This window comes from Arthrobacter sp. AFG20, from assembly GCF_002892795.1.
GTDB lineage: Bacteria > Actinomycetota > Actinomycetes > Actinomycetales > Micrococcaceae > Arthrobacter.
Genome location: NZ_PJMC01000012.1, coordinates 1 through 24,559, shown reverse-complemented (window position 1 = coordinate 24,559; position 24,559 = coordinate 1). Strand labels below are relative to the sequence as shown.

At 67.5% G+C, this 24,559-nt stretch carries 19 protein-coding genes, 1 pseudogene and 2 riboswitches; of the genes and pseudogenes, 10 read left to right on the top strand and 10 right to left on the bottom strand.

The annotated features are described in order from the left end of the window. The first annotated feature begins 37 nt into the window (after positions 1-37). Positions 38-1,327 (top strand): ammonium transporter, encoded by a 1,290-nt coding sequence (locus CXZ05_RS14665; RefSeq protein ID WP_102973285.1) that lies wholly within the window; start codon positions 38-40, stop codon positions 1,325-1,327. Here CXZ05_RS14665 and CXZ05_RS23460 read toward each other — a convergent pair. Next, positions 1,276-1,809, bottom strand: a complete 534-nt coding sequence (locus CXZ05_RS23460) for a GNAT family N-acetyltransferase (protein WP_258006603.1) — start codon at positions 1,807-1,809, stop codon at positions 1,276-1,278. The genes CXZ05_RS14665 and CXZ05_RS23460 overlap by 52 nt on opposite strands. A gap of 30 nt (positions 1,810-1,839) precedes the next feature. Continuing rightward, a pseudogene (locus tag CXZ05_RS14660) lies at positions 1,840-3,747 on the bottom strand (FAD/NAD(P)-binding protein); the annotation flags it as partial. Between the two features lie 260 nt (positions 3,748-4,007). On the opposite strand from CXZ05_RS14660, the gene CXZ05_RS14655 reads away from it, so the two are divergent. The 8 genes from CXZ05_RS14655 to CXZ05_RS14620 all read left to right on the top strand — a co-directional run bounded on the left by CXZ05_RS14655 (position 4,008) and on the right by CXZ05_RS14620 (position 12,499). Then, the gene (locus CXZ05_RS14655; RefSeq protein WP_180987400.1) at positions 4,008-5,069 is read left to right on the top strand and encodes an amino acid ABC transporter permease; all 1,062 of its coding nucleotides are present in this window, start codon (positions 4,008-4,010) and stop codon (positions 5,067-5,069) included. A gap of 5 nt (positions 5,070-5,074) precedes the next feature. Continuing rightward, a complete protein-coding gene (locus CXZ05_RS14650) occupies positions 5,075-5,884 on the top strand; it encodes an amino acid ABC transporter ATP-binding protein (protein ID WP_102973283.1) in 810 nt (269 codons plus the stop codon). 9 nt (positions 5,885-5,893) lie between these two features. Continuing rightward, complete coding sequence (locus CXZ05_RS14645; protein ID WP_102973282.1) at positions 5,894-6,928, top strand: ABC transporter substrate-binding protein; 1,035 nt, start codon at positions 5,894-5,896, stop codon at positions 6,926-6,928. Next, a complete protein-coding gene (locus CXZ05_RS14640; protein ID WP_102973281.1) occupies positions 6,925-8,091 on the top strand; it encodes an LLM class flavin-dependent oxidoreductase in 1,167 nt (388 codons plus the stop codon). Before CXZ05_RS14645 ends, CXZ05_RS14640 begins: the two co-directional genes overlap by 4 nt. Beyond that, complete coding sequence (locus CXZ05_RS14635) at positions 8,069-8,929, top strand: DUF1684 domain-containing protein (RefSeq protein WP_102973280.1); 861 nt, start codon at positions 8,069-8,071, stop codon at positions 8,927-8,929. Before CXZ05_RS14640 ends, CXZ05_RS14635 begins: the two co-directional genes overlap by 23 nt. Next, positions 8,926-10,134 (top strand): LLM class flavin-dependent oxidoreductase, encoded by a 1,209-nt coding sequence (locus CXZ05_RS14630; RefSeq protein WP_102973279.1) that lies wholly within the window; start codon positions 8,926-8,928, stop codon positions 10,132-10,134. Before CXZ05_RS14635 ends, CXZ05_RS14630 begins: the two co-directional genes overlap by 4 nt. Before the next feature lie 10 nt (positions 10,135-10,144). Beyond that, positions 10,145-11,569, top strand: coding sequence for an NtaA/DmoA family FMN-dependent monooxygenase (locus CXZ05_RS14625; protein WP_102973278.1), 1,425 nt, complete (start codon positions 10,145-10,147; stop codon positions 11,567-11,569). Positions 11,570-11,707: 138 nt separating this feature from the next. Beyond that, the gene (locus tag CXZ05_RS14620; protein WP_102973277.1) at positions 11,708-12,499 is read left to right on the top strand and encodes an IclR family transcriptional regulator; all 792 of its coding nucleotides are present in this window, start codon (positions 11,708-11,710) and stop codon (positions 12,497-12,499) included. Between the two features lie 30 nt (positions 12,500-12,529). Here CXZ05_RS14620 and CXZ05_RS14615 read toward each other — a convergent pair whose 3' ends face one another. The 8 genes from CXZ05_RS14615 to cycA all read right to left on the bottom strand — a co-directional run bounded on the left by CXZ05_RS14615 (position 12,530) and on the right by cycA (position 21,760). Continuing rightward, a complete protein-coding gene (locus CXZ05_RS14615) occupies positions 12,530-13,516 on the bottom strand; it encodes a glycerate kinase (protein ID WP_102973276.1) in 987 nt (328 codons plus the stop codon). Continuing rightward, positions 13,513-14,502 carry a D-glycerate dehydrogenase gene (locus CXZ05_RS14610; protein WP_102973275.1) on the bottom strand — a complete coding sequence of 330 codons (990 nt, stop codon included), beginning with the start codon at positions 14,500-14,502 and terminating at the stop codon, positions 13,513-13,515. The genes CXZ05_RS14615 and CXZ05_RS14610 overlap by 4 nt, the downstream gene beginning before the upstream one ends. Positions 14,503-14,504: 2 nt before the next feature. Beyond that, positions 14,505-15,494 carry a hydroxymethylglutaryl-CoA lyase gene (locus CXZ05_RS14605; RefSeq protein ID WP_102973274.1) on the bottom strand — a complete coding sequence of 330 codons (990 nt, stop codon included), beginning with the start codon at positions 15,492-15,494 and terminating at the stop codon, positions 14,505-14,507. Continuing rightward, entirely contained in the window at positions 15,491-16,756 is a 1,266-nt protein-coding gene (locus CXZ05_RS14600) for a CaiB/BaiF CoA-transferase family protein (RefSeq protein WP_102973273.1), read from the bottom strand. Before CXZ05_RS14600 ends, CXZ05_RS14605 begins: the two co-directional genes overlap by 4 nt. Before the next feature lie 56 nt (positions 16,757-16,812). Continuing rightward, positions 16,813-18,261 carry a GntP family permease gene (locus tag CXZ05_RS14595; RefSeq protein WP_102973272.1) on the bottom strand — a complete coding sequence of 483 codons (1,449 nt, stop codon included), beginning with the start codon at positions 18,259-18,261 and terminating at the stop codon, positions 16,813-16,815. Between the two features lie 214 nt (positions 18,262-18,475). Beyond that, a complete protein-coding gene (locus CXZ05_RS14590) occupies positions 18,476-19,285 on the bottom strand; it encodes a methylenetetrahydrofolate reductase (RefSeq protein WP_102973271.1) in 810 nt (269 codons plus the stop codon). A gap of 31 nt (positions 19,286-19,316) precedes the next feature. After that, the gene (gene purU / locus CXZ05_RS14585) at positions 19,317-20,261 is read right to left on the bottom strand and encodes a formyltetrahydrofolate deformylase (protein ID WP_102973270.1); all 945 of its coding nucleotides are present in this window, start codon (positions 20,259-20,261) and stop codon (positions 19,317-19,319) included. After that, the gene (cycA, locus tag CXZ05_RS14580; RefSeq protein ID WP_102973269.1) at positions 20,261-21,760 is read right to left on the bottom strand and encodes a D-serine/D-alanine/glycine transporter; all 1,500 of its coding nucleotides are present in this window, start codon (positions 21,758-21,760) and stop codon (positions 20,261-20,263) included. Before cycA ends, purU begins: the two co-directional genes overlap by 1 nt. A gap of 145 nt (positions 21,761-21,905) precedes the next feature. Next, a riboswitch (glycine riboswitch) is annotated at positions 21,906-22,003 on the bottom strand. A 190-nt stretch (positions 22,004-22,193) separates the two neighbouring features. Next, a riboswitch (glycine riboswitch) is annotated at positions 22,194-22,294 on the top strand. A gap of 149 nt (positions 22,295-22,443) precedes the next feature. Between cycA and gcvP the strand changes: the two genes are divergently transcribed. Further along, positions 22,444-24,559 (top strand): aminomethyl-transferring glycine dehydrogenase (gene gcvP, locus CXZ05_RS14575; RefSeq protein WP_102973268.1); only part of this gene is annotated, 2,116 nt, incomplete at its 3' end.

The window sequence follows — 24,559 nt, the reverse complement described above, 5'->3', positions numbered from 1 at the left end:
AAAATGCCACCCACCGATTTCTTGAGTGGAGTTCAAAATGAACGCTGGAGATGTTGCCTGGATCCTCGCAAGTTCTGCACTGGTGTGCATGATGATTCCCGCTCTGGCCCTCTTCTATGGGGGCATGGTGGGATCGCGCCGGATCCTGAACATGATGATGATGTGCTTTGGCGGGGCCAGCCTGGTGGCCGTGCTGTGGGCACTGTTTGGATACTCGATGGCCTTTGGCAATTCCGTGAACGGCCTGGGCCTGATCGGGGACGTCACGCAGTACGCGGGCCTTGAGCCGATGCTGACGGACAACCCCGACGCCGCACTGCCGGCAGCGCTGTTCACGGCTTTCCAACTGTTCTTCGCCTGCGTCACCACCGCACTGGTTGCCGGCGCGGCCGCCGGGCGGATGAAGTTTGGCGCCTGGATGGTGTTCGCCGGGGTATGGGCCACGCTGGTCTACTTCCCCATCGCGCACTGGGTCTTCGCGTTCAGCTCAGCCGACGGCTCGGTGACGGGCGGCTGGATCGCCAACGGCATCAAGGCCATCGACTTCGCCGGCGGAACAGCGGTGCACATGAACGCCGGTGCTGCCGCCCTCGCCCTGGCACTGGTCCTGGGCCGCAGCTCCGGCTGGCCCAAGATGGAGCATTCCAAGCCCCACAGCCGTCCCTTGGTGCTGGTGGGCGCGGGCCTGCTCTGGGTCGGCTGGTTCGGGTTCAACGCCGGCTCCGCGCTGACCGCCGGCCACTCGGCGTCGGTGGTGTTCCTCAACACGGCTGTAGCGGCTTCTGCGGGCCTGCTCGCGTGGGCCCTCATTGAACGGATCCGGCACGGCGCCACCACCAGCATGGGCGCCGCCTCGGGGCTGGTCTCCGCCCTCGTGGCCATCACCCCCGCCTGTGGTGCAGTCAGCCCGCTGGGCGCCGTGGCCATCGGCGCCATCGCCGGCGCTGTCTGCTCGCTGGCGATCGAATGGAAGTTCCGCCTCGGCTTCGACGATTCACTGGACGTGGTGGGCGTGCACCTCGTGGGTGGCATCATCGGCACGCTCCTGATTGGCATCTTCGCCACGGACAGCGCCCCCAACGGCGTGAGCGGGCTGCTGTACGGCGGCGGGCTGAAGCAACTGGGCATCCAGTCACTCGCGACCGTTGCCGTGCTGGCCTACTCCTTCGGCCTGACCTGGGTGATCGCCAAGGGGGTGGACATGGCCATGGGCCTGCGCATCCACGAAGAGGACGAACTGCGCGGCATCGACCTCGCCGCCCACTCCGAGTTCGCCTACCTGACCGATGAAGACCCCGTGAACCTGGGCGCCTCACCCCGGTCCTGAGCCGGATCCCCTGCCAGGAGAACAGGTTCAGCCAGGTCCTTCCTGAACGCCAGCGGCCCGATGGTCTCGGGATCGGCGGCGAGGTCGAACTGCGGCGTGTATCCGGTGTTCAGGTACAGGTGCCTGGCCTCCGGCTGACGTGGACCCGTGGTGAGGTAGACGCTGCGGTACCCGCGCCGGGCCGCGAGCCGCTCCAGTTCCTCCAGCACCCGCCGGGCCAGGCCCCGCCGCCGGTGCGCCGAGTGTGTCCAGATCCGCTTGAACTCGGCGGTTTCGGCGTCGTACCGGCGGAAGGCCCCGCCGGCCACGGATTCGCCATTCGCCTGGATGATCAGCAGGGCGCCCGCCGGCGCCTCGAATTCCTCGGCCGGGTACCTGTTCAGTTCCTCTGCCGCCGCGCCCCGGCCAAAAAGGTCGCCGTAGCGGGTGTCGTATTCGACGGCGAGCTCATCCAGGAGCGGCCGGACCCGGGGATCGTGCATGGGCAGTTCCAGGACAGTGAGCGGAGAGCGTGACACTGCAGTGAGGATCCTTCGTGCCAAGGCGTCGTTCTCCCGGAACGGCGCGGCGTTGGTGCCGGGCCGGGCGAAGGCGCCCGCTCCCCAGCCTGAGGTCCCGGGGCCGATGCCGAACAGGCGGCTCCGGGTATCGCCGCCGCGGCCCACCATCTGGTGGCCGGAGTTGACCAGGAGCCGGCCGGTGGAGTGGCCGCCCTCGGACGTGAGCAGGTGCTGCTCAGCGCCCAGGCCCGTGCCGTGCAGCGAGCGGAGCAGCGGGTTGGCGGAGCGGGCCACGGCGGGACCGGGGAGCCGGGCCTCGATGAAGGCCTTCGCCCGCATGCTTATCGGTGACTGCGCGGACGTCGCCACGAACTCGCCGGTGGCGTCGTCGGCGGCTACGGCGAGTCCCGGTCCCAGGAAGTGCAGCAGCCCGGCGCGGTGGACGGCCAGCATTTCGCGCAGGCGGCGCGGCGGCGGGCCGGAATCCACAAAGCTGAAGAACCCGTGCCACCAGCCGTGCACCTCCTCCTGCGAGCGCGCGTTCAGCCGTTCGGGCGGGACGATCCTGCCCAGTTCCATGTACACCTTCAGCAGTGCCATGAACAGTGCCAGCGTTTCCGGGTGGTCGGGTCCTGTCCGCAGCTCAAGGTCATGTTCGATGTAGGCGGCCACCGCTGCCTGGACGTCATCGTGGCCGGTGAAGAGCTGCCCGTCGAACGGCTTGTCGAGCTGTTCGAGGTCCAGGTGCAGCCCAGCGTCCGGCACGGCGGCGGCGACGAGCTCGTGGCGTGCGCTGCTGTACCAGTCCAGGGCAGCAAACCGCCCGGCAAACTCGTCCCAGCCCAGCGCCACCCGCTCCGGGCTGCCGGTGAACAGCTCCCGGTAGTAGCCGTAGCCCGCGTCCTTCGCGATCAGGGGCCACAGATGCGTGCGGAAATCCAGTTCGGCGTGCTCCGCAAGAAGCGCCCCCACGGCGTCGGCGGTGAAGAACCTGGGCGCCGCCGCCGGTTCGCCGCGCAGTGCCACGGAGATCTTGGAGTGGAACGGCACACCGCGCCGCGACCCGGCCCAGAGCCTGGGCTCGGCCCCGGACGGAAGGTAGCGCAGCCCGCCGTCGGACGTCTCTTCAAAGCGCCCGCCGCGGCCTTCAGTGAGCAGCACCAGCAGGTCCACGAAAGCCAGGCCCATGCCGGAGACGATGACGTCCTGGCCGGGCGCGATGGGTGAATAGTCGACGTCGGTGGTGTAGCTGGGCGCCGCGTGGAACCCGCCGTTCCGGGCCGCGAAATCGGTCCAGGCGGCGGAGCCGGCGTCCGGCTCCGCGTCGGTGTGCCCCAGCGCGGTAACCACGACGTCGGCGTGCAGGATGGCGCCGCCGGCCAGCCGCACGCTGTACCCGCCGTCATCGGTCCCGCCGTCACGCGGGTCGCCCAGCGGTTCGACGCTGACCGCGGTGTCGCGGTGGACGGTGACGCGGACGTCGCTGCCGAGGGCGCGGACGGCGCGGCGGAAGAACCACTCGAGGTATTTGCTCTGCAGCTGGCGGGTGGGAAAGGTGCCGGCCGTCAGTGAGCGCAGCTGTTCCTTCAGGTGCGGGGGCAGGGCCGGGGCGTCGGTGATGGAACCGTCCAGGATGCCGGCAGCCCAGGCCGCGAGCCCCGGCCCGTCGATGGCCGGTCCCTCGCAGACCACCGAGGAGTCGGTGAACATGGTGACGTCCGCCGCGGCGGAATTCAGCATCAGGCCGGGGTGCTGGTCGTAGCGCCAGATCCTGCCGGAGCCTGGCTCGTGCGGCTCCACGACATGGATCTGCAGCGGGCCCTCCGCGAGCCCGGGCCTGTTGGCCGCGAGCCGTTCGAGGATGCCGGCCGTGCGCGGACCGCCGCCGATGAAGACCACGGATGGGTGCTGCGCTGACATCGGAAACTCCTGATGAGAAAGGGCCACTTAGAAAAGGGTTGGGCCCTCAATCTAGGGTCTGGACAAACTGCCCGTCGAGGGCCCTGTCACGGCCGTTCACCCCGCGTAATGCCGCGTAAATCAGTGCAAGAATTCGTCTCATGACGCCCCGCTAAGCCGCGTGAACGAATGCAACAGGCGGCTTTGCCGGACCTTCCGGCCGCACCTAGATTTGCAGCCAACTACCCCCGAAGTATCAACCGGAAGAAGCGAGATGGCGCATGAGTTCAGCAGCTACCAGGACGTCCCAGCCCCCGGCTGAGACACCGTCCCCCATTGACCCGCAGGCCGTCACGGACACACCACCCGCCGCTGACTCACCGTCCGCCCCGGCAGTGCCGGCCGGCCCCGCCGGGCTGCGTGCCGCCGTCGACTACGCCGACTACCGCCTGGTTCCCGCCCGCCGCCCGTGGCGCTGGGTGGGCACCGTGCTGGTGGCGCTCGGAGTGGCGGCCGTTGTGTGGTCCCTGGCCACGAACCCGCGCTGGGAATGGGGCGTGGTGGCCCAGTGGTTCACCGCCAAATCCGTGGTGAACGGCCTGGTGGAAACCCTCAAGCTCACGGCCATCTCCGGGGCTCTCGGCTTCATCCTGGGCTTCATCCTCGCCCTCATGCGGCTGTCCGCTTCGCCGCTGCTGGTCTCCGTGTCCTGGACGTTCTCGTGGATCTTCCGTTCCACGCCGCTGCTGGTCCAGATGCTCCTCTGGTACAACCTGGGCTACCTCTACGAGAAGATCAGCTTAGGGCTTCCGTTCACGGACATCCGCTTCTTCGAGGCGCAGACCACCACCCTGATCAGCCAGTTCGCGGCCGCCGTGCTCGGCCTGACGCTGAATCAGGCCGCCTACTCCGCGGAGATCATCCGTGGCGGAATCCTCTCCGTGGACCAGGGCCAGGTCGAGGCAGCATCCGCCCTGGGCATCCCGGCCTGGCGCAGGTCCACCCGGATTGTGCTGCCGCAGGCCATGCGCGCCATCCTGCCCACGGCCTTCAACGAGATCATCGGCCTGGTCAAGGGCACCTCCATCGTCTACGTCCTGGCCTACTCCGAGCTCTTCTACACAGTGCAGGTCATTTACAACCGAACCCAGCAGGTCCTGCCGCTGCTGCTCGTGGCCACGCTCTGGTACGTGGTGATCACCTCCGTGCTCAGCGTGTTCCAGTACTACATCGAGCGCCACTACTCCAAGGGAGCCGTGCGCACCCTGCCCCTCACACCGCTGCAGAAGGCCCGGAAGTTTTTCGCCACCCACGCCCCGGTCAACACCACCGGAAGGAAATGACTCCGATGAGCACAACACTTGAGGCCCCCGCCGCCACGCGCGGGCTCGTGGAGATCACCAAGGTCAGGAAGTTCTTTGGCCCCACCGAGGTCCTGAAGGGCATTTCCCTGACGGTGGAGCCCGGCGGCGTGGCCGTCATCGTGGGCCCGTCGGGGTCCGGCAAGTCCACCCTGCTGCGGACCATCAACCACCTGGAAAAGGTGGATGGCGGGTTCATCGCCATCGACGGCCAGCTGGTGGGCTACCGGGTCAAAGGGAACAAGCTGCACGAGCTGCCCGAGAGGGACATCCTGAAGCAGCGCACCGAAATCGGCATGGTGTTCCAGAACTTCAACCTGTTCCCGCACCTCACGGCGCTGGAGAACGTGGCCGAGGCACCCGTCGTGGCGCAGGGACGGTCGAAGTCCGAGGCCCGCGAGCGTGGCCTGGAACTCCTCGACCGTGTGGGCCTGCGGGACCGTGCCGATGCGTACCCCCGCCAGCTCTCCGGGGGCCAGCAGCAGCGCGTCGCCATCGCCCGGGCGTTGGCCCTGGACCCGAAGATCCTGCTCTTCGACGAGCCCACCTCGGCCCTTGACCCCGAACTGGTCAACGAGGTGCTGGACGTGATCCGCGAGCTAGCCAAGTCCGGCACCACCCTGGTCATCGTCACGCACGAGATGGGCTTCGCCCGCGACGTGGCGGACACCGTGGTGTTCATGGACCAAGGCCAGATCGTCGAACAAGGCAAACCTCAGGACATTTTCACGAACCCGCGCGAAGTTCGCACCCGGAGTTTCTTCTCCAAGGTGATCGAGCCCGCCTTCAACATCTAAGGAACTCCCATGGCACCCTTCTCCAACCAGCGCCGCAACGGTGCCCTGCCCGCCGTCGTGCTTCTCGGCACGCTGCTCAGCACAGCGGCCCTGTCCGCCTGCTCCGATCCCGGCGCCGTCGCCTCCGGCGGTTCAGCCGGTGCCGCATCAGCTGCGGCGACGACGGCGGCCCGGAACGGCGTCGTCTACAACACCTCACCGGACCAGCAGCGGATCCACGCCGAAAGGGATGCCGCACTGGCCGCGAAGGTGCCGGCGCTGATCGGCAAGGACGGCAAGCTCACGGTGGCCACCACCGCCGGTTCGATTCCGCTGTCCTTCCACGCCACGGACGACAAGACGCCCATCGGCTCCGAGTTGGACATCGCCCAGCTCGTGGCGGACAAGCTGGGCCTGGAGCTCGACATCCAAGTGACGTCCTGGGAGAACTGGCCGCTGAAGACCCAGTCCGGCGACTTCGAGGCCGTCTTCTCCAACGTGGGCATCAATAAGGACCGGGTGAAGCTGTTCGACTTCGCCAGCTACCGGGCCGCCTACATGGGCTTTGAGGCGAAGAAGTCCTCGTCCTATAACATCCAGGGCGCCGACGACATCTCCGGCCTGAAGATCTCCGTGGGTTCCGGCACCAACCAGGAGAAGATCCTGCTGGCGTGGAACAAGGAGCTCGAGGCCAAAGGCAAAGAACCCGCCAGCCTGCAGTACTACTCGTCCGACGCCGACACCATCCTGGCGCTGTCTTCGGGCCGGACCGACCTGAACATCGCACCCTACCCCTCGACGGTCTACCGGGAAAACACCCGCGACGACCTGAAGATCGTCGGCAAGGTCAACGCCGGCTGGCCGTCGGAAACCCTGGTGGCGGCCACCATGCTCAAGGGCAACGGCCTGGCACCGGTGATCGCCGAGGCGCTGAACTCCGCCATCAAGGACGGCTCCTACGCCAAGGTGCTGGACCGCTGGGGACTGTCCGAGGAAGCTCTGCCGGAGTCCAAGACCGTGACCGAGGCCAACTTCGCTTCCACCCAAACGGGGGCCGGAAAATGAAGTTCCAGGTCCTGGACATCATCCCGCACCTGAAGAATCCGGTCACCGGGGAAATCGTCTCCACAGCCGACCGTCTCAACCAAGTGGTGCAGACCGCCCGGCGCGCCGAGGAGCTAGGCTACGACAGCTTCTCCGTAGGCGAGCGGCATGCCGGCGAGTTCATCTCGTCCTCCCCCACCACGGTGCTCGCGGCCATCGCGGCGGTCACCTCCCGGATCCGGCTGCAGAGCGGCGTCACCGTCCTGTCCGTCCTGGACCCGGTTCGCGTGGCCGAGGACTACGCCACGATCGACCAGCTCAGCCGCGGCCGGCTGGAACTGGTGATCGGCAAGGGCAACGAGGTGCTGCAGTACCCTCTCTTCGGCCTGGACCTGGCGGACCAGTGGGACCTGCTGGAAGAGAAGTACGCCCTGCTGCGCCGGCTCTGGCGCGAGGAGGACGTGACGTGGTCCGGCCGCTTCCGTCCGGCGCTCACCGATAAAACCACCACCACGCCACGTCCGTACGCCGGTTCCCCGCGGATTTGGCACGGGTCTGCTACAACGCTGACGTCGGCGGCGCTGGCGGCGCGCTGGGGCGACCCGCTGTTCACCGCGAACGCCATCCAGCCGCGGGAAAACTACAAGGTGCTCATCGACCACTACGTGGCGGAGTACGAGCGGCACGGACATGATCCCCGCCACCGTTACCTCGGCTCTGGCAGCGGGGCCGGCGGGGTGTTCATTGCCAGCACCACGCAGGAGGCCAAGCGCCAATACGGCCCGGTGTACGAGGGCCTCACGGCTGCCCGCAACGTTCCCGGCAACAACTCGCCGTTCCGGGACATCGACCACGCGGTGGCGGAGGGCCCGGCACTGGTGGGCAGCCCGGAACAGGTGATCGACAAGATCCTCAGCTACCACGAGCTGTACGGGCACGACCTGCAGTCCATCTCACTGCCCACCACCCTGCCCTTCGAGCAGCAGCTGGAGATCCTGGAGCGGTTCGCGCTCGAGGTGATCCCGGCCGTGCGCGCATCAGCCCCCACCACCCTCTGGGAGTCCGCGGATCCCTTTGGCGGCCGTCCCGGTTTTGCGGGAGCCACCGAACCGGACGCCGCCTCCGCCGTCACCACCGACCACGACAACCACAGGAGCGACCGTGCCCACGTCTACGCACACTGAACAGGATTCCCGCACAGCAGTCTTCGCCGCCGAATGGGAGCAGTGGCACGCCGCGCATGAGCGCCGCCGCGCCGATCCCCACGGCTTCCTCGCCGTCACCCACCTGCACTGGCTGGGTGCGGAACCCTCCCGGCTCGAGGGCGTTCCGGGCATCTGGAGCGTGCAGAACGACGCCGTCACGGTGGTTTTGGGGGCCGGCGAAAGCCTGCTGCGCGACGGCCGGGAGCTGAACAGCAGCTCAGTTACGGACGGAAGTACCGCCGTCGCCTTCGATCCCATCCCCGAGCGTGAGGGCATCAACCTCACGGCCGGTCCCGCCGTCGTCGAACTCGCCAAGCGCGGCGGGGAATACATCGTGCGGCCCCGGCACCCGGAGAACCCGCTGCTCAACGAGTACCGCGGCACGCCGGCCTACGCCCCGGACCCGCGCTTCGCCGTCGGGGGCGTGTACGTGCCGTTCGAGTCACCCCGGCCCACTACCGTTGGGGCCGCCGTGGAGGGCATCGTGCACGTGTACGAAGCACCCGGCGAGATCCGGTTCGAGCTGGACGGCCAGGACCTCACGCTCACGGCCTTCAACGGCCACGCGCCGGGCACCCTGTCCGTGCTGTTCACGGACGCGACGTCCGGCAAGACCACCTACGCGGCGAACCGCTCGCTCACGGTGGTCGCACCGGACGCTGACGGCCGCGTGGCCCTGGACTTCAACCGCGCGGTGAACCTCCCGTGCGCCTACACCGACCTCGCCACCTGCCCGCTGCCGCCAGCCGAAAACCGTCTGACAGTGGCCATCGAAGCCGGCGAACAGAACCCCTACGAAAGGCAGGCCGGCAAGTGAGCACTGCAGCCACCCCCTCCACTGGTCCTTCTACCGAGCAGGTGCGGCAGGGCTTCCTCGCCCTGGAACTGGACGGCGACGGCGCGCACCCCGCCGCGTGGCGCAAGGCCCGGCACAGTCCCGCCGAACTGCTCGACGGAACGCGGGTCCGCGCCACGGTGCTGGCCGCCGAATCGGCCGGGTTCCACGTGGCGACTTTTGCCGACGGATCGCTGCCGCCAGCGGCTGACTCGGTGGACGGCCGCGACGTCCCAGGCCGGCTGAACGCCCTGCAGCGTGCAGCCTTCGCCGGGCCTGTCACGGGTTCCATCGTGCTGGTCCCCGAGGTGGACACCGTCTACACGGAGCCATTCCACATCTCGACGCAGCTGGCCAGCCTGGACTACGTGTCCGGCGGGCGCGCCGGCTGGCTGGTGGCTGCCTCGGACCAGGCGGTTGACGCTGCCGCCGTCGGACGTTCTTTCGTCTCTGCTGACGGGCTGGGCCGGGAGGCCGCCGATTCGATCGAGGTGGGCCGCCGGCTGTGGGATTCCTGGGAGGACGACGCCGTGATCCGCGACGTCGCCACCGGCCGGTACCTCGACGTCGACAAGCTGCACTACGTCGACTTTGAGAGCGCTGCCGGCGCCGGCTACTCCGTCAAGGGGCCGTCCATCATTCCCCGTCCGCTGCAGGGACAGCTGCCGGTCCTGGCTCCCGCTGGCCTGCTGGGCGCGGACCAGCTGTCCGCCGGGGCGGCGGACGCCGTCCTCGTCTCCGCGCCCACACCCGAGCTGCTGGCCGGCGAGATCGCCGAAGCGCGGGCAGCCGTTCCCGCGGCCGCCGTCATCGCCGAGCTCGACGTCGTCCTCGACGCCCGCGGGCAAAGCGCCGTCGGGCGCCTCGCCGAGCTGGATGCGCATACTCCCTGGCAGAGCAGCCGCGCCCGTTTCGTCGGCACCGCTGCGGAGCTCACCGAACTGCTGGCCTCCGTTTTGGAGACTGCCGACGGCGTACGCCTCCACCCCGCGGTCCTGGACGTGGACCTGGAGGAGCTGGCCCAGCTGGTGCTTCCTGCCCTCCGGCGCCGCGGCGTGCTGGCGGCGCAGCAGCCGGGTTCCACCTTCCGGGACCTGCTGGGCCTGCAGCGTCCGGCCAGCCGGTATGCCGCCGCCACCGCCACGGAATCAGCCACTGTGCACGCGCCTTCCGCGGCCGATAACTAGGGAGAGACCCATGAAAGACACACCCATCGGCAACGGCTTCGTGCCCTCAGGCCAGCTGCAGCTCGGCATCTTCTTCCAGGGCGTGAACTCCGGCACCGTCTGGAAGTCGCCGGAATCCGGATCGCAGACGGACTTCGAGTCCTTCCGCCGCATCGCCCAGACAGCGGAACGGGGACTGTTCGCCGCGTTCTTCCTGGGCGAAGGGCTGAGGCTCCGCGAGCACCTCGGCCGCCCACACGCCCTGGACGTCGCCGGCCGGCCGGACGCGCAGACCATGCTGGCCGCGCTGGCTTCCGTGGCCACCCGCATTGGCCTGGTGGCCACCCAGAACACCACGTACAACGATCCCGCTGATCTGGCACACCGGCTGTCCAGCCTGGACCTGCTCTCCGGCGGCCGCGCGGCCTGGAACGTGGTCACCACGGACAACGCCTGGACCGGGGCGAACTTCCGCCGCGGCGGCTACCTGGACCACGCCGACCGGTACGTGCACGCTGAAGCATTCGTCAACACCGCCAAGCGCATCTGGGACTCCTGGGAGGACGGCGCCATCGCCGAAACGCCTGGCGCCTCCGCCTGGGCCGCACCCGGTTCGGCCCGGCCCGTGCACCACGAGGGCAAGCACTACACGGTGGACTACGTGCCGCGGCTGCCGCGCAGCGCCCAGTACCGGCCGGTGCTGTTCCAGGCCGGCGACTCGCCGGAGGGACGCGACTTCGCTGCCCGGCAGGCCGACGTCATCTTCTCCGCCCACCCAAGGCTCGACGACGCCCTCGACTTCCGCCGCGACATCGTTGAGCGCACCGTCAAGGCCGGCCGCGGTGCGAACGACGTCAAGATCATGCCGGCGAGCGAGTTCATTCTTGCCGCCACCCCGCAGGAAGCACTCGAGAAGAAGGACTGGGTGCGGAGCCTACAGATCGGACCCGAGCAGGCCATCGCCTATCTCGAACAGTTCTGGGGCCGCGAGCTTCAGGGCTTCGATCCGGACGGGCCGCTGCCGGACATCGACCCGGTAGTGGAGGAGACCTCCGAAACCCGCGGCAGCGGTTTCCACGGCGCCAAGGCGAAGCAGCTGGCGGACCAGTGGCGGGCCGAAGCAAAGGACAAGGGGCTCAGCATCCGGCAGTTCGTCTCGGCCCGGACCAGCCGCGGGGACTCCAGCTTCACGGGTTCCTACACCGAGGTGGCCGACCGTCTGGCGGAGTACGCCCGAACCGGCGCCGTGGATGGCTTCAACATCTCGCCGTGGCTGATCCCCACCGGCCTGGACGACATCGTCAACCACCTCGTCCCGGAGCTGCAGGAACGTGGCGTCTACCCGACGGAGTACGCCGGATCCACGCTGCGGGAGAACCTCGGGCTGGCGACGCCGGTCCGGCAGGAAGCCGACACCATCAGGCTTCAGCTGACCGTCGGGGAGCAGCTCCTCTAGAGTTTTTGTACAGATATCACGGGTTGCGGGGGGTTTAGCGGCCATTATCTGTACAAAAACTCGAAGGGGGGGTCCAGCGGGTGAAGGATTGGCCAGTGGGATTGGACCGGGGTGAAGCCACCGTCTAGCGTGAGTCCTATGTCGGCAGCCGATGCTTCAGCGAAATCCAGCAGCAACCCCCTGCTTGTCCTGGGGAAGATCACGTCGATCCTGGATGCCTTCTCGCTCTCCCGGCCGGTGCTCTCGCTGAGCGACATCCGGGAATTCACCGGGATGCCCACTTCCACGGTTCAACGGCTGGTCACCAACCTCACCTCCCAGGGCTTCCTGGACCGGGAGGAGGATGCCTACCGCATCGGCATGCGGATGGCGTACTGGGCTGCCCCGGCCACGCGGGGCATGGAAGTCATCGACGTTCTCAGCCCCCTGTTGAAGACCCTGCGGGACACCACCGGCGAGACGGCCTGCTTCTTCAAGGCCGAGCAGCATTACCGGGTGTGCGTCGCCATGGCTGAGACCCGCCATGCCCTGCGCCGGGAGATGCATCTTGGCAAGGTGCTTCCGCTCTACGCGGGCTCCGCGGGCCGGGTCCTGCTGGCGTGGGATCCCGAGCTCATGGACGCCGTCCTCAAGGATCCGCTGGAGCCGATCACCGAGTCCACGATTACCAGTTCCGAAGACCTGGAGAGCGTGGTGAAGCAGACCCGGACGGACGGCTTTGCCATCACGGTGGGTGAACGGGAAGACGGGGCTTCCGGGCTTTCCGCACCGGTTTTCGACTCCGCGGCCGGACTGGTGGGCGCGGTGACCATCAGCGGACCGACCCTGCGCATGCCCCTGGAGACCTGTGAGGCCTGGGTCGAGCCGATGCTTGCAGCGGCCGAACACATGACACGACTGCTCGGCGGCCGGTTCCCCGGCGAGGCGTAGCGCCCCGCCAGGAAAAAAGGCACCCCGCCGCTACAACCGTGCCGCGGAGTACCCGGCTACTGCCTTCCCCGCCGCGTACATCGCGTCGGCATCCGAGGCCACGAGTATTTCGCTGAAGTTCCCGGCATACGCGCCGAGGTCCTCCGCGACGGACCCCACGATGGCCACCACGGGGATGGTCCGCCCCGATCTCCGGACCCGTTCCAGGATGGCCGAGATGATCTTGCCCTCCCCGGTCTGCGAATCGAGCCGCCCTTCGCCCACCACAACGGCGTCCGCGGCCGCCAGGTGCCGGTCGAACTGCGAGGCATCCAGGACGGCGTCGGCCCCTGACACCAGCTCGGCGCCGAAGTGCGCCCACAGTCCGCCGGACAGGCCGCCCGCCGCCCCCGTGCGCGGCACGCCAACGGGGTTGCGGGGATACGAATCCGCCAGTTGCCTGAGCCGCTGTTCCAGCAGTCCGATCCCGGCAGGGCCCACGCCCTTCTGCGGCCCGAAAATCCGCGGGGCATCCAGGAACGTCGACGTGACATCGGAGAGCACGGTGAGCCGGGCACCCCGGAGGCCGCCGCCGTCGTTGATCGCCTGGACGGCACCGGCTCCCCCGTCAGTGGTGGCGGAGCCGCCCGCTGCCACCATGATGTGCGTGGCGCCGGCGTCCACGGCGGCGGAAACCATCATGCCCGTGCCGTAGGTGCTGGCCGACACCGCATCGCGCGGTCCGCTGCCCGGCACCGTCAGGCCGCTGGCCTGGGCAAGCTCGACGACGGCGGTTCCGTCCGCTGACAGCCCGATTGTGGCCGCGAGCGGCTCACCCCATGGGTTCTGCGCGACGACGGAAACAGCCGAGGCCTGCAGGCTGCCGCACAGTGCGTCGAAGGTTCCCTCCCCGCCGTCGGCGACGGGCAGCTCTGTCGCCGTCCCGCCTGCATCACGGATGCCGGCGGCGACGGCAGCGGCCACCTCCGCTGCCGGGTACGTCCCCTTGAAGCTGTCCGGGGCGACCAGGACGGTCATGCGCCGGTGAGGGTGTTGACGGCGTGCGGCGGGGTGCGTCCCTCGGCGATGGCGACGGCGTTCAGCGCGCTGAGGCGGGCCATCTCGCTGCGGACCGGGACGGTGGCGCTGCCAACGTGCGGCAGCAGCACGGTGTTGGGCAGCTGGGCGAGGCCGGGGGCGAGCCGCGGCTCGTCCTCGAAGACGTCCAGCCCGGCACCGGCAATGACCCGGTCCCGGAGCGCCTCGACCAGGGCGGCCTCGTCCACCACCGGCCCGCGGGCGGTATTGATCAGGATGGCATCGGGCTTCATCCGCTGGAGCACGGCCCGGTCCACCAGGTGTCTGGTCTGCTCGTTGAGCGGGACGTGCAGGGACAGGAAGTCGCTGCGTTCCACCAGCTCATCCCAGGAAACCTGCCGCACCTTCCCCGCGAATTCACCCAGCTCCTCGTCGCTGACCGGCCGGTGCCCGGGAGGCCGCGGCGCGAACAGGATTTCCATCCCGAAGCCCAGGGCGCGGCGGGCGGTGGCGCGGGCGATCCGGCCGAACCCGGCCAGGCCCAGCACCGCGCCGGAAACGTCCCGGCCCAGCAGCAGCTCGGGTTCCCAGCCGTGGAATTTCCCGTCGCGGACCAGCCGGTCCGCCTCCACCACCCGGCGGGCGGTGCCGAGGATGAGCAGCATGGCGATGTCCGCCGTCGCGTCCGTCAGCACCCCGGGGGTGTTGCCCACCAGAATGCCGTGGCGGGTGGCGGCGTCCACGTCGATGTTGTTGTAGCCCACCGCGAAGTTGGACACACCCTTCACCCGTGCGCCGGCCAGCAATGGGGCGTCGACGACGTCGCGCAGCTGGGTGAGGACGACGTCGTACTCGCCCGAGGCGCAGAGCGCCGCCAGGGTGTCGTAGTCGGGAGGCGACGGTAGCACGGTGACCGTGCCGGCGTCGGAAAGCAGTTGAAGCCCGGGGTCCGGGATCGCGGTGGTGACCAGGAAACTGCTGCCCATTCCTACTTGCCTCCCGTCGGGCAAGGTGCAGCGGGACTGTCCGACGGGATGACCCAGCGGAACGCCGGGGCCTTGGACCTGGCGCCCTGGGCAGCCTTGGAGCGGTTGGCTTCGCCCAGTTCGGCGAGCAGCTTCTCGGACAGAACAACGAGGTCCGCGAAGGTTTCCGGGGTCACCCAGGCGGGCCGGGTGGCGAACAGGATGTCCTCACTGGAGGTGTTGCCGCTGGCGCCCGGGGCGAAGGGGCAGCCGCCCAGTCCGCCGAGCGCGCCGTCCACCATGGCGGCTCCTGCCTGGATCGCGGCGAGGGTGTTGGCCACGCCCAGGCCCCAGGTGTCGTGGCCGTGGTAGACGATCCGCCGTGCCGGGGATTCCGCCCGGACGCGCTGGATGAGACCCGACACCTGGGCGGGGATAGCCTGGCCCAGTGTGTCGCACAGGACGATGTCCGTGGTTCCCTCCGCACGGGGGTCGTTGGCGATGGCCATGACCCGCTCCTCGGGCACGGTCCCCTCGAACGGGCAGGTGAAGGACGTGGCGATGCACAGCTGGATCTGCCCGTTGACCTCCTGGGCGTACACCACAGCCTGGGGCAGCGCGGCCAGGCTCTCCTCCGTGGTGCGCCCGATGTTCGCCTTGTTGTGCGAGTCCGACGCCGAGAGGCAGTACTGGAAGTTGCGAGCGCCGGCGGCCGCAGCCTTGGCCACGTGGCCGGGGGTGGCCACCCAGATCCAGCACTTTTCCAGCTCCTCCGGCGTGAGGTTCTGGACCACCTCCAGGGTGTTGGCCATGGTGGGGACGAGGTCCGGGCGGGCCATGGAGCCCAGCTCGATGGCCGGGACGCCCACGCGGAGCAATTCCCGGACCGTCTCCAGCTTCCGTTCGGTGGACAGGACTTTCCCGGTGAGCTGCAGCCCGTCCCGCAGGGTGACATCCCGCAGGATGGCGTTACCGAGGGTGGCGGCAAGGGCCGAGTTGTGGTGCTGGTTCATGCCTGAAGTGCCTCCTCGCGGCCCGATGCCGCTTTGATCTCTGCCGGGTCCATGCCGAGGAGTCCGGCGAGGATTTCTGCCGTGTTTTCGCCCAGGTCCGGTCCGAGGTTCCGGATAGGAAGCGATTCGCTGCCGATCACCGGAACAATACCCGGGAAGCCGACGCCGGGCAGGATCTCCTCGCCGGTGGAGACGTCGAATTTCTGGACCATGTTACGGGCGGCGTACTGGCTGTCGGTGCTGATGTCCGCCGCGGTGTAGATCGGGCCCGCCGGGACGCCGGCTGCGTCGAGGGCGGCCAGGGCGTCTGCGGCATCCAGTTCCGCGGTCCAGGCGCCGATGGCCTGGTCCAGTTCCTCGCGGCGGTCCCACCGGCCGGCGTTGCTCTGCAGCGTGGGGTCTTCGGCCAGGTCGGGGCGGCCGATGGTCTGCATGTACCGCTGGTAGATGGAGTCCCCGTTTCCGGCGACCACGATGCTGGCCCCATCCCGGCAGATGTATGCATTTGAAGGCGCTATCCCTTCCATCCTGCCGCCCACGCGCTGCCGGTCCACACCGTACGCCTGGTAGTCGGGGATCAGGGATTCCATCATGGAGAACATGGCCTCGTTGAGCGCCACGTCGATCACGCGTTCTGTCAGCGGCACGGGGCTCAGCGGCCCGGCACCACCCGCATCCCCGCGCCGCGCTTCGCGCTGGTAGAGGCTCATCATGGAGCCAAAAGCGGCGTAGAGCCCGGCGATCGAGTCCCCAATGGAGACGCCGACCCGTACGGGCGGACGGTCGGGGTCGCCGACGAGGTTACGGAACCCGCCGTACGCTTCGGCGACGGCGGCAAACCCCGGCCGCTCGGACAGTGGGCCGGTCTGCCCGAAGGCGGAGATGCGCGTGATGATGAGGTCCGGGTTGGCCTCGTTGAGCACCTCCGGGCCGAGGCCCCATTTCTCCAGCGTGCCCGGGCGGAAGTTTTCCAGCAGGACGTCCGACTTCGCGGCGAGCTTCAGGACCGCCTGCTTGCCTGCATCGGTCCGCAGGTCCAGCACCACGGACTTCTTGTTGCGGTTGATGGTCCGGTACAGCATGGAGGTGTCGCCCTTGTGCAGCCGCCAGTTGCGCAGCTCGTCACCGGTCCCCGGCCGCTCCACTTTGATGACCTCGGCGCCGAAGTCAGCGAGAAGCCTTCCCGCCGTCGGTGCGGCAATGTAGTTTCCGAGTTCCAGGACGCGGATGCCTTCCAGGGGCGCGATGCGTGGTGGTGTCATGGTGTCTTCTTCTTTCGTGGCCGTACGCCGGGAACGCTCGGGGGTCTCAGGTTTCATTAGAACAGCAGGCTCATGGGCAGGATCAGGAGGATTGCGACGACGGAGGCCACCGACACCCCGACGGTCACCGATTTCAGTGCACCCCGGACGCTCTGGCCCAGGAGCGACTGCAGGAGCCAGAAGGTGTTGCTGGTGACGTGGACCATGAACAGTGATCCGGCGCCGGCGGACAGCGCCAGCAGCACGGGGTCCAGGCCGATGACGGGTGCGATGGGGGCCAGCAGGCCTGCGGCGGTGATGGCGGACAGGGTCACGGACCCGACGGCGATGTGGAGCACGGCCGCGATGGCCCAGACCACGAGGAGCGGGGCGACGGTGCTTGCCGAGAAGAAACCGCCGAGGATGTGGCCGAGGCCGGCTGCGGCGACGGTTGCTGCGAGGGAGCCGCCCACGCCGGTGAGGATCAGGATCTGGCCGCTCTCCTTGAAACCGACGGCGATGGCCTCCTCGACGCGCTTCTGCCCGATGGCTGAGCGGGTGACCAGGCAGGTGCCGATCAGGCCGATCAGCAGGGCGATGACGGGTTCGCCCAGGAGCTGCAGCCAGGGCAGGTCGATCTTCAGGATCTGCAGGATGGCCCCGGCGCCGATGAGGAGCAGCGAGGTCAGGAGCGGTGCGAACAGGACGATCAGCGGGAACTGCTTGGTTTCGCGTTCAGCTACGGCGACGCTACCGGTCGCCTGGGCCACGGTTCCGTTGGTTCCCGGCCCGCTGGCGGCGTTGCCGGCGGCAACAGGGCGGCCAGCACCGCCGTCGTACTCTTCCTCCTCACCCTCCCGGTCTTCCTCGGCGACGAAGGTGTGGTCCTCATCCTTCGCTTCGTTCCAGAAGCCGCGGCGGAAGAGGAAGGTCATGATGGCGATGGAGATGATGATGGTGGGGATAACCAGCAGCAGGCCGAACAGCAGCATTTTGCCGAGCGGCACGTTCAGGAGGCCTGCCAGGGCAAGGGATGCGACGCCGGGAACCGTGAAGACGATGCCGCATTCGAGGGCGATGGCCATGGCGGTGGCCATGCGTGCCGTGCCGAGTTTGCCGATTTTGGGGGCCAGCTTGCGGGCCAGCGGGGCCGAGATGACGAGCAGGACGTCCAGGAAAATGGACTGCAGCACCGTTCCGATGGCCAGGCCCATGGTGTAGGGCAGTCGCTTGGGGCCGAACGTGTTGAGCAGGTGCTCCACGAGGCGCCGGATGGCTCCGCTCTGGTTGAGGATGGAGCCCATCAGGACGCCGAAGGCGATGAGCAGGCCGACGTCCACCATGATGTCGCCGAATCCGGCGGTGATGGTTTCGACGGTCTTTTCGACGCCGAGGCCGACGGCGAGGCCGAGGTACACGGAGCTGACCACCAGGGCGATGACGGGGTTGACTCTGAAACGGACAATCAGCAGCACGGCGGCGAGCACCGCGACGGCTGTGTTGACCAGGACAGCGATGTCTGACATGAGGGGAATCCGATCGTTGGGCCTTCCGCACTGAAGGCTTGGGAGCAGGGTCGGTCGTGAGGAGCGACACATTCGCTGTTCTCATATTATGGGTTTAAGCTCACAATGCAAGATGTTGCGGGCATGAAAAAACACGAACGTACAGTTGTGGCCCCAATTCCCGGCGGAAAGGGGGCCACAACTGTACGTTCGCGCTGTGGTTACGGGATTTAGTTCAGGAAGCCTTCGCGCCTTCCCCGCCACTCCAGTTCATGGCGGGCTGGGTTTCGACGTTGTTGAACGTGTAAAGGTGGATGCCCGCGAGTGCGGGCTCAGCGGCGGCCAGTTCGGAAACCAAGGACCGGGATGAATAGCTGCCGGCGTTCAGGAGCCTGCGGGCGAGGGGCCCCTTGCGGTTCAGGAACTTCAGCGACGGGCCGACCCCGATCTTGGTGGCCAGAGCGATGAGCTTGGCGCGCGGGACGGCCCCGGCCACGCCCGCCCAGACCGGAAGATCGACGCCCTCGCGGCGCAGCAGTTCGGCGTACCAGCCAATCCTGGGCGCCGAAAAGCACATCTGGGTCACCACGTTCGAGGCCAGATGCTGTTTCTCCAGCAGTGCATCGAGCATCTGCAGCTCATTGTGCTTCGGATGACCTTCGGGATATCCGGCCACGCCGATGGCCATGGTCCCGCCGGTCAGGTCGGCAATGTCTTCCATGAGCCGGCCGCTGTTTCCGTAGGGACCGGCAGCCTCCGGAGCGTCCCCTCCGATCGCGAAAACCTCCGTGATCCCCGCAGCCTCGCAGTCCCGGAGCATGCCAGCCAACTGCGGGCGGCTCTCGATGCTCCGCGCAGCCAGATGGGGAATCACCTCGTAGCCAAGCTGGCCAAGTTGAACCGAGGCCCGCACGGTGGCCTCGACCCCGTGGTGTGGCAGGCACGTCACGGTCAGCGTTGATCCGGCCGGAACGTGCGCCTGGACTTTGGGAATGATGCCGTCCGTGGGGATGATCTCCAGGCGCACAGGCAATTGGTTCGTCATGAGCAACTCCAGGTTCGGTTGGACGGGCTTGTCAGCGGAGGATGACCGTCCGGTTCCCGGACAGGATGATTCTTCCTTCGGCGTGCCAGCGCACGGCATTCGTCAGCGCCCTGCACTCCGCATCCTTGCCCACTGACACCAGATCCGCGGGAGTGTACGTGTGGTCGACCTCAATCACCTGCTGCGCGATGATCGGGCCCTCGTCAAGCTCTGAGTTGACGTAGTGGGCCGTGGCGCCGACCGTCTTCACCCCGCGTTCATGCGCCTGGTGGTACGGTCTGGCGCCCTTGAAGCTGGGCAGGAAGGAGTGGTGGATGTTGATGGCCCTGCCGGCGAGCCGGGCGGTGGCCGAGTCGCTGAGAACCTGCATGTAGCGGGCAAGGACCACCAGTTCAACCTCATAGGCATCCACCAGACCCAGCAGCTTGGCCTCCGCTTCGGCCTTGGTCTCCGGCGTCACGGGGATGTGGTGGAACGGGACCCCGTGCCAGGCCGCGAGCCCTTCGAGGTCCGGGTGGTTGGACACCACCGCCGCAATCTCGACCGGCAGTTCGCCGTTGCGGGCGCGGACCAGCAGGTCATTGAGGCAGTGATCATACTTGGACACCATCACCAGGATCCGCTGCTTGCGGTCTTGGCGCTCCAGGCGCCAATCCATGCCCCACTGACCTGCCAGCGGTGCGAAGCTGTCCCGAAGCTGCTCGACGGCGGCGGTGTCACCTGTCGTGTCACCTGTCGAGGCGAAGTGGACCCTCATGAAGAAGTGCCCCGCATTCCGGTCGCCAAACTGCTTGAGGTCAACGATGTAGCACTCCTGCCTGAGCAGGAAGTCCGCGACCGACTGGACGATTCCCAGGGAATCCGGGCAATGGAAGGTGAGCACAAACTCCCCGCCGGCCCCGGGTGTCTGGGCCCCGCGGGCCTGGCCTTCCGCCGTCGGGTCAGCAAATGAGGGCTTTTCCTCGGTCCTGATCATCACTTGACGCTTTCCTTCTCCTCGAGACGCTGGCTCGCATGGTCGCGGGCGGCGGTCTCCTCAGCCTGCAGTTCATGCTGGAAGGCGGCGTAGCGGGCCAGGTGCGCGGGCCGGCGGCGCAGAACCAGCCAGGCCGCACCGAGCAGGACGAACCAGACGGGGGTGACCAGCAGCGCGGTCAGGGTGTCGGGCTGGGTGGTCAGGGTCCACAGCACGAAGGCGAAGAAGGCGAAGACCACCCACACCATGGGAATGCCGCCGGGCATCTTGAACTTGGACGCGGTGTGCAGGTGCGGGCGGCGGCGCCGGAACGCGATGTAGCTGGCGAGGATGATGGACCAGACGAAGACGAAGCAGACGGCCGAAACGGTGGTGACCATGTCGAAGGCCTTGCCGATGTCCTGGCCGGCGTACATCAGCACCACGCCCGAGAGCAGCAGGACGCAGGAGAGGAACAGGGCGTTCTGCGGGACCTTGCGGCGTGACAGGGCGCTGAAGACCGACGGGGCATCACCCTCCTGGGCCAGGCCGTAGACCATGCGGGAGGTGGAGTAGATTCCGGAGTTGGCCGAGGACATCGCCGAGGTCAACACCACGAGGTTGACCACCGTGGCGGCGGCCCCGAGTCCGGCCAGCGAGAACATCGCAATGAACGGGCTGTGGCCGGCGGCGAACTGGGTCCACGGCGTGACGGACATCAGGATGATGAGGGCGCCGACGTAGAAGAGCAGCACGCGGACCGGGATGGAGTTGATGGCCTTGGGAAGGTTCTTCTCCGGGTTCTTGGCCTCCGCAGCCGTGGTGCCCACCAGTTCAATGCCCACAAAAGCGAACACGGCGATCTGGAAGCCGGCCACAAAACCCATGAATTCATTGGGGAAGAAGCCGCCATGGCTCCACAGGTTGGTGAAGCTTGCCTGTCCGGCGTCGCTGTGGAAACCACTGAAGATCATGAACATGCCCACGATGATCAGGGCGGCGATGGCGATGATTTTGATGAGGGCGAACCAGAATTCGGTTTCGCCGAACGCCTTGACTGTGGTGAGGTTCAGCAGCAGCAGGATGGCGACGGTGGCCAGGCCCGGAATCCAGAGCGGCAGTCCGGGCCAGAGCTCGCGCGAGTACCCTGCGATGGCGATGACGTCCGCGATCCCAGTAATCACCCAGCAGAACCAGTAAGTCCATCCGGTGAAGAACCCCGCCCAGGGCCCCAGCAGGTCAGCGGCGAAATCGCTGAAGGACTTGTAGTTCAGGTTGCTCAGCAGCAGCTCGCCCATGGCCCGCATGACGAAAAAGAGCATGAAGCCGATGATCATGTACACGAAGATCACGGACGGGCCGGCCGCGGAAATGGTTTTGCCGGAGCCCATGAACAGGCCCGTACCAATGGCACCGCCGATGGCGATCAGCTGGATGTGCCGGTTGCTTAGCTGCCGCTCCAGGCGGGGAGCTTCACCGGCCGGGGAACCGGCCGGGGAGGCAGGCGGATGAATCGTCATAAGGAACTCCATCGTTCAAGTGGCCAATAGCCACACTGATTCGGTTCCTCCCCGCTCTGTCTTGGACCTGAGAGATTCCGCGGACATGGTCTTCCGCTTGCACCGTCGGTGAGACAGGACGTGCCTGCCTGCTTTCCAGAGTTGCCTCGCCGCGGCGGTACGTGGGCCTGAGAGTTTCCTGGGGAGGGTTTGCTCCTACGGCGCCTGCTGAACGTACCGGCAGGACTCTCCCGCCGCAGATCGTAAGCATTTTCAATTATGTAGAGAAAAATCGTGCGCGCCGACGGCGGCCGTCTTCCCGGCCGGACCCGCTGGCCACCGGATCAGTGTGGTCTCCGTCACGAAGAAATGTCAAACGGGGGCCTCCGATTTGGCGCGGACGGAATTGTCCGGTAACTTGTGAGCCGAATCACCCCACATCTTCATAGCCTTTCGACCCGTGGCGGGAGAGTCCTCCCAGTCATTCACCGGGCAGGCGCCGTAGGAGCAAATCCTCCCCAGGAATCTCTCAGGCCCCCGTACCGCCGCGGCTAGGCAACTCTGGAAAGCAGCCAAACTGTGTTTGGCTCACCGACGGTGCAAGCGGAGAACCATGTCCGCGGAATCTCTCAGGTCCAATACAGAGCGGGGAGGAACCCAAACGATGCCGTGCCACACGTGGCCGGCCAGACCTGGAGTTCCTCATGACGATTCAATCGCTTCCATCAACCTTTGCCGACCGGCATATCGGCGCCCGGCGCCAGGCCGATATCGACATCATGCTCAAGAACATCGGCTATGACTCAGTCGATGGCCTCGTTGATACTGCCGTTCCGGCGTCCATCCGCCAGGAAAACCCCCTGCTGCTCACCGCTGCGCTGAGCGAAGCTGAGGTCCTGGCCGAGCTCCGCCGCCTGGCCGGCAAGAACAAGACCGCCGTGCAAATGATCGGCCAAGGCTACTACGACACCGTCACTCCGCCGGTGATCCGGCGCAACGTCCTCGAAGCCCCCGCCTGGTACACCGCGTACACCCCATACCAGCCGGAGATCTCGCAGGGCCGGCTCGAAGCATTGCTGAACTTCCAGACCATGGTCCAGGACCTCACCGCACTGCCGGTCGCCAACGCCTCCCTGCTGGATGAAGCGACGGCGGTGGCCGAGGCTGTGCTGCTGATGCGCCGGGCCAACAAGAACGCAGGGGCCAAGGACGGCAAGACGGTCCTTGACGCCGACTGCCTCCCCCAGACCATCGCCGTCGTGCTTGGCCGCGCCGAAGCCCTCGGCTTCGAGGTTGAGGTGGCGGACCTTTCCCAAGGACTTCCCGACGGCGACATCAACGGCATCGTCCTCCAGCAGCCCGGCGTTTCGGGCCGGGTGTGGGACCAGTCCGGCGTCATCGCCGCCGCCAAGGAGCGCGGCGCGCTGATCACGGTGGCCGCCGATCTGCTCGCCCTGACCCTGATCACGCCTCCGGGCGAGCAGGGCGCGGACATCGCCGTCGGAACCGCCCAGCGCCTCGGGGTGCCGCTGTTCTTCGGCGGCCCGCACGCTGCCTACATGGCAGTGCGCACCGGCATGGAGCGCACGCTCCCGGGCCGCATCGTCGGCGTCTCCAAGGACAACGCCGGCGCCCCCGCCTACCGCCTGGCGCTGCAGACCCGCGAGCAGCACATCCGCCGCGAGAAGGCGACCTCCAACATCTGCACCGCCCAGGCGCTGCTGGCCATCGTGTCGTCCTTTTACGCCGTCTACCACGGCCCCGACGGCCTGAAGGCAATCGCCGAGACCGTCCACAACAACGCCCGCATCCTCGCCACCGCGCTTAGGACAGCAGGCCGCGACCTCGCCAGCGACTCCTTCTTCGACACCCTCACCGTGCGCGTGCCCGGCAAGGCCACCAAGGTCATCACGGCGGCAGAGGCCCGCGGCATCAACTTGCGCCTCATCGACGCGGACACCGTCGGCGTTTCCATTGATGAGACGACGACGACGGCAACACTCTCCGCTGTAGCCGTCGCCTTCGGCGCCGGTCCGGTAGGGGACGCAGCGGGTTTTGAGCTCCCCGAAGCCGTGCTGCGCACTTCCGACTACCTGCAGCACCCGGTGTTCAACACGCACCGCTCCGAAACCCAACTGCTGCGCTACATCCGCAAGCTCTCCGACCGCGACCTGGCGCTGGACCGGACCATGATCCCGCTGGGCTCCTGCACCATGAAGCTGAACGCCACCGCCGAGATGGAGGCCATATCCTGGCCGGAGTTCGCCTCGATCCACCCCTTCGCGCCGGACTCGCAGACCGAGGGCTGGCGCGAACTGATCGATGGCCTGGAAGCCGACCTCGCCGAGATCACCGGCTACGACCAGGTCTCCATCCAGCCCAACGCGGGCTCCCAGGGCGAGCTCGCAGGGTTGCTTGCGATCCGCGGCTACCACCTGTCCCGCGGCGATGACCAGCGCAACATCTGCCTCATTCCGGCTTCGGCGCACGGCACCAACGCGGCCTCGGCTGTGCTGGCCGGCATGAAGGTCGTCGTCGTGGCCACCGCCGCCGACGGCACCATCGACCACACCGATCTGTACGCGAAAATTGAGGCCAACAAGGACGCCCTGTCCTGCATCATGATCACCTACCCGTCCACGCACGGTGTGTACGACGCCGACGTCCGCGAGGTCTGCGACGCCGTGCACGCGGCCGGCGGCCAGGTCTACGTAGACGGGGCCAACCTCAATGCGCTCGTAGGCCTGGCCCAGCCGGGCAAGTTCGGCGGTGACGTGTCGCACCTGAACCTGCACAAGACCTTCTGCATCCCGCACGGCG

Excerpts from the sequence above, each read along its gene's own strand:
- purU (WP_102973270.1), bottom strand. The coding sequence starts at position 20,261 with ATGATCAGGACCGAGGAAAAGCCCTCATTTGCTGACCCGACGGCGGAA.
- CXZ05_RS14595 (WP_102973272.1), bottom strand. The coding sequence starts at position 18,261 with ATGTCAGACATCGCTGTCCTGGTCAACACAGCCGTCGCGGTGCTCGCC.
- CXZ05_RS14655 (WP_180987400.1), top strand. The coding sequence starts at position 4,008 with ATGAGTTCAGCAGCTACCAGGACGTCCCAGCCCCCGGCTGAGACACCG.
- CXZ05_RS14640 (WP_102973281.1), top strand. The coding sequence starts at position 6,925 with ATGAAGTTCCAGGTCCTGGACATCATCCCGCACCTGAAGAATCCGGTC.
- CXZ05_RS14610 (WP_102973275.1), bottom strand. The coding sequence starts at position 14,502 with ATGGGCAGCAGTTTCCTGGTCACCACCGCGATCCCGGACCCCGGGCTT.
- CXZ05_RS14665 (WP_102973285.1), top strand. The coding sequence starts at position 38 with ATGAACGCTGGAGATGTTGCCTGGATCCTCGCAAGTTCTGCACTGGTG.
- CXZ05_RS14625 (WP_102973278.1), top strand. The coding sequence starts at position 10,145 with ATGAAAGACACACCCATCGGCAACGGCTTCGTGCCCTCAGGCCAGCTG.
- CXZ05_RS14590 (WP_102973271.1), bottom strand. The coding sequence starts at position 19,285 with ATGACGAACCAATTGCCTGTGCGCCTGGAGATCATCCCCACGGACGGC.
- CXZ05_RS23460 (WP_258006603.1), bottom strand. The coding sequence starts at position 1,809 with ATGCACGATCCCCGGGTCCGGCCGCTCCTGGATGAGCTCGCCGTCGAA.
- CXZ05_RS14605 (WP_102973274.1), bottom strand. The coding sequence starts at position 15,494 with ATGAACCAGCACCACAACTCGGCCCTTGCCGCCACCCTCGGTAACGCC.
- CXZ05_RS14600 (WP_102973273.1), bottom strand. The coding sequence starts at position 16,756 with ATGACACCACCACGCATCGCGCCCCTGGAAGGCATCCGCGTCCTGGAA.
- CXZ05_RS14650 (WP_102973283.1), top strand. The coding sequence starts at position 5,075 with ATGAGCACAACACTTGAGGCCCCCGCCGCCACGCGCGGGCTCGTGGAG.
- CXZ05_RS14615 (WP_102973276.1), bottom strand. The coding sequence starts at position 13,516 with ATGACCGTCCTGGTCGCCCCGGACAGCTTCAAGGGGACGTACCCGGCA.
- cycA (WP_102973269.1), bottom strand. The coding sequence starts at position 21,760 with ATGACGATTCATCCGCCTGCCTCCCCGGCCGGTTCCCCGGCCGGTGAA.
- CXZ05_RS14620 (WP_102973277.1), top strand. The coding sequence starts at position 11,708 with ATGTCGGCAGCCGATGCTTCAGCGAAATCCAGCAGCAACCCCCTGCTT.
- CXZ05_RS14645 (WP_102973282.1), top strand. The coding sequence starts at position 5,894 with ATGGCACCCTTCTCCAACCAGCGCCGCAACGGTGCCCTGCCCGCCGTC.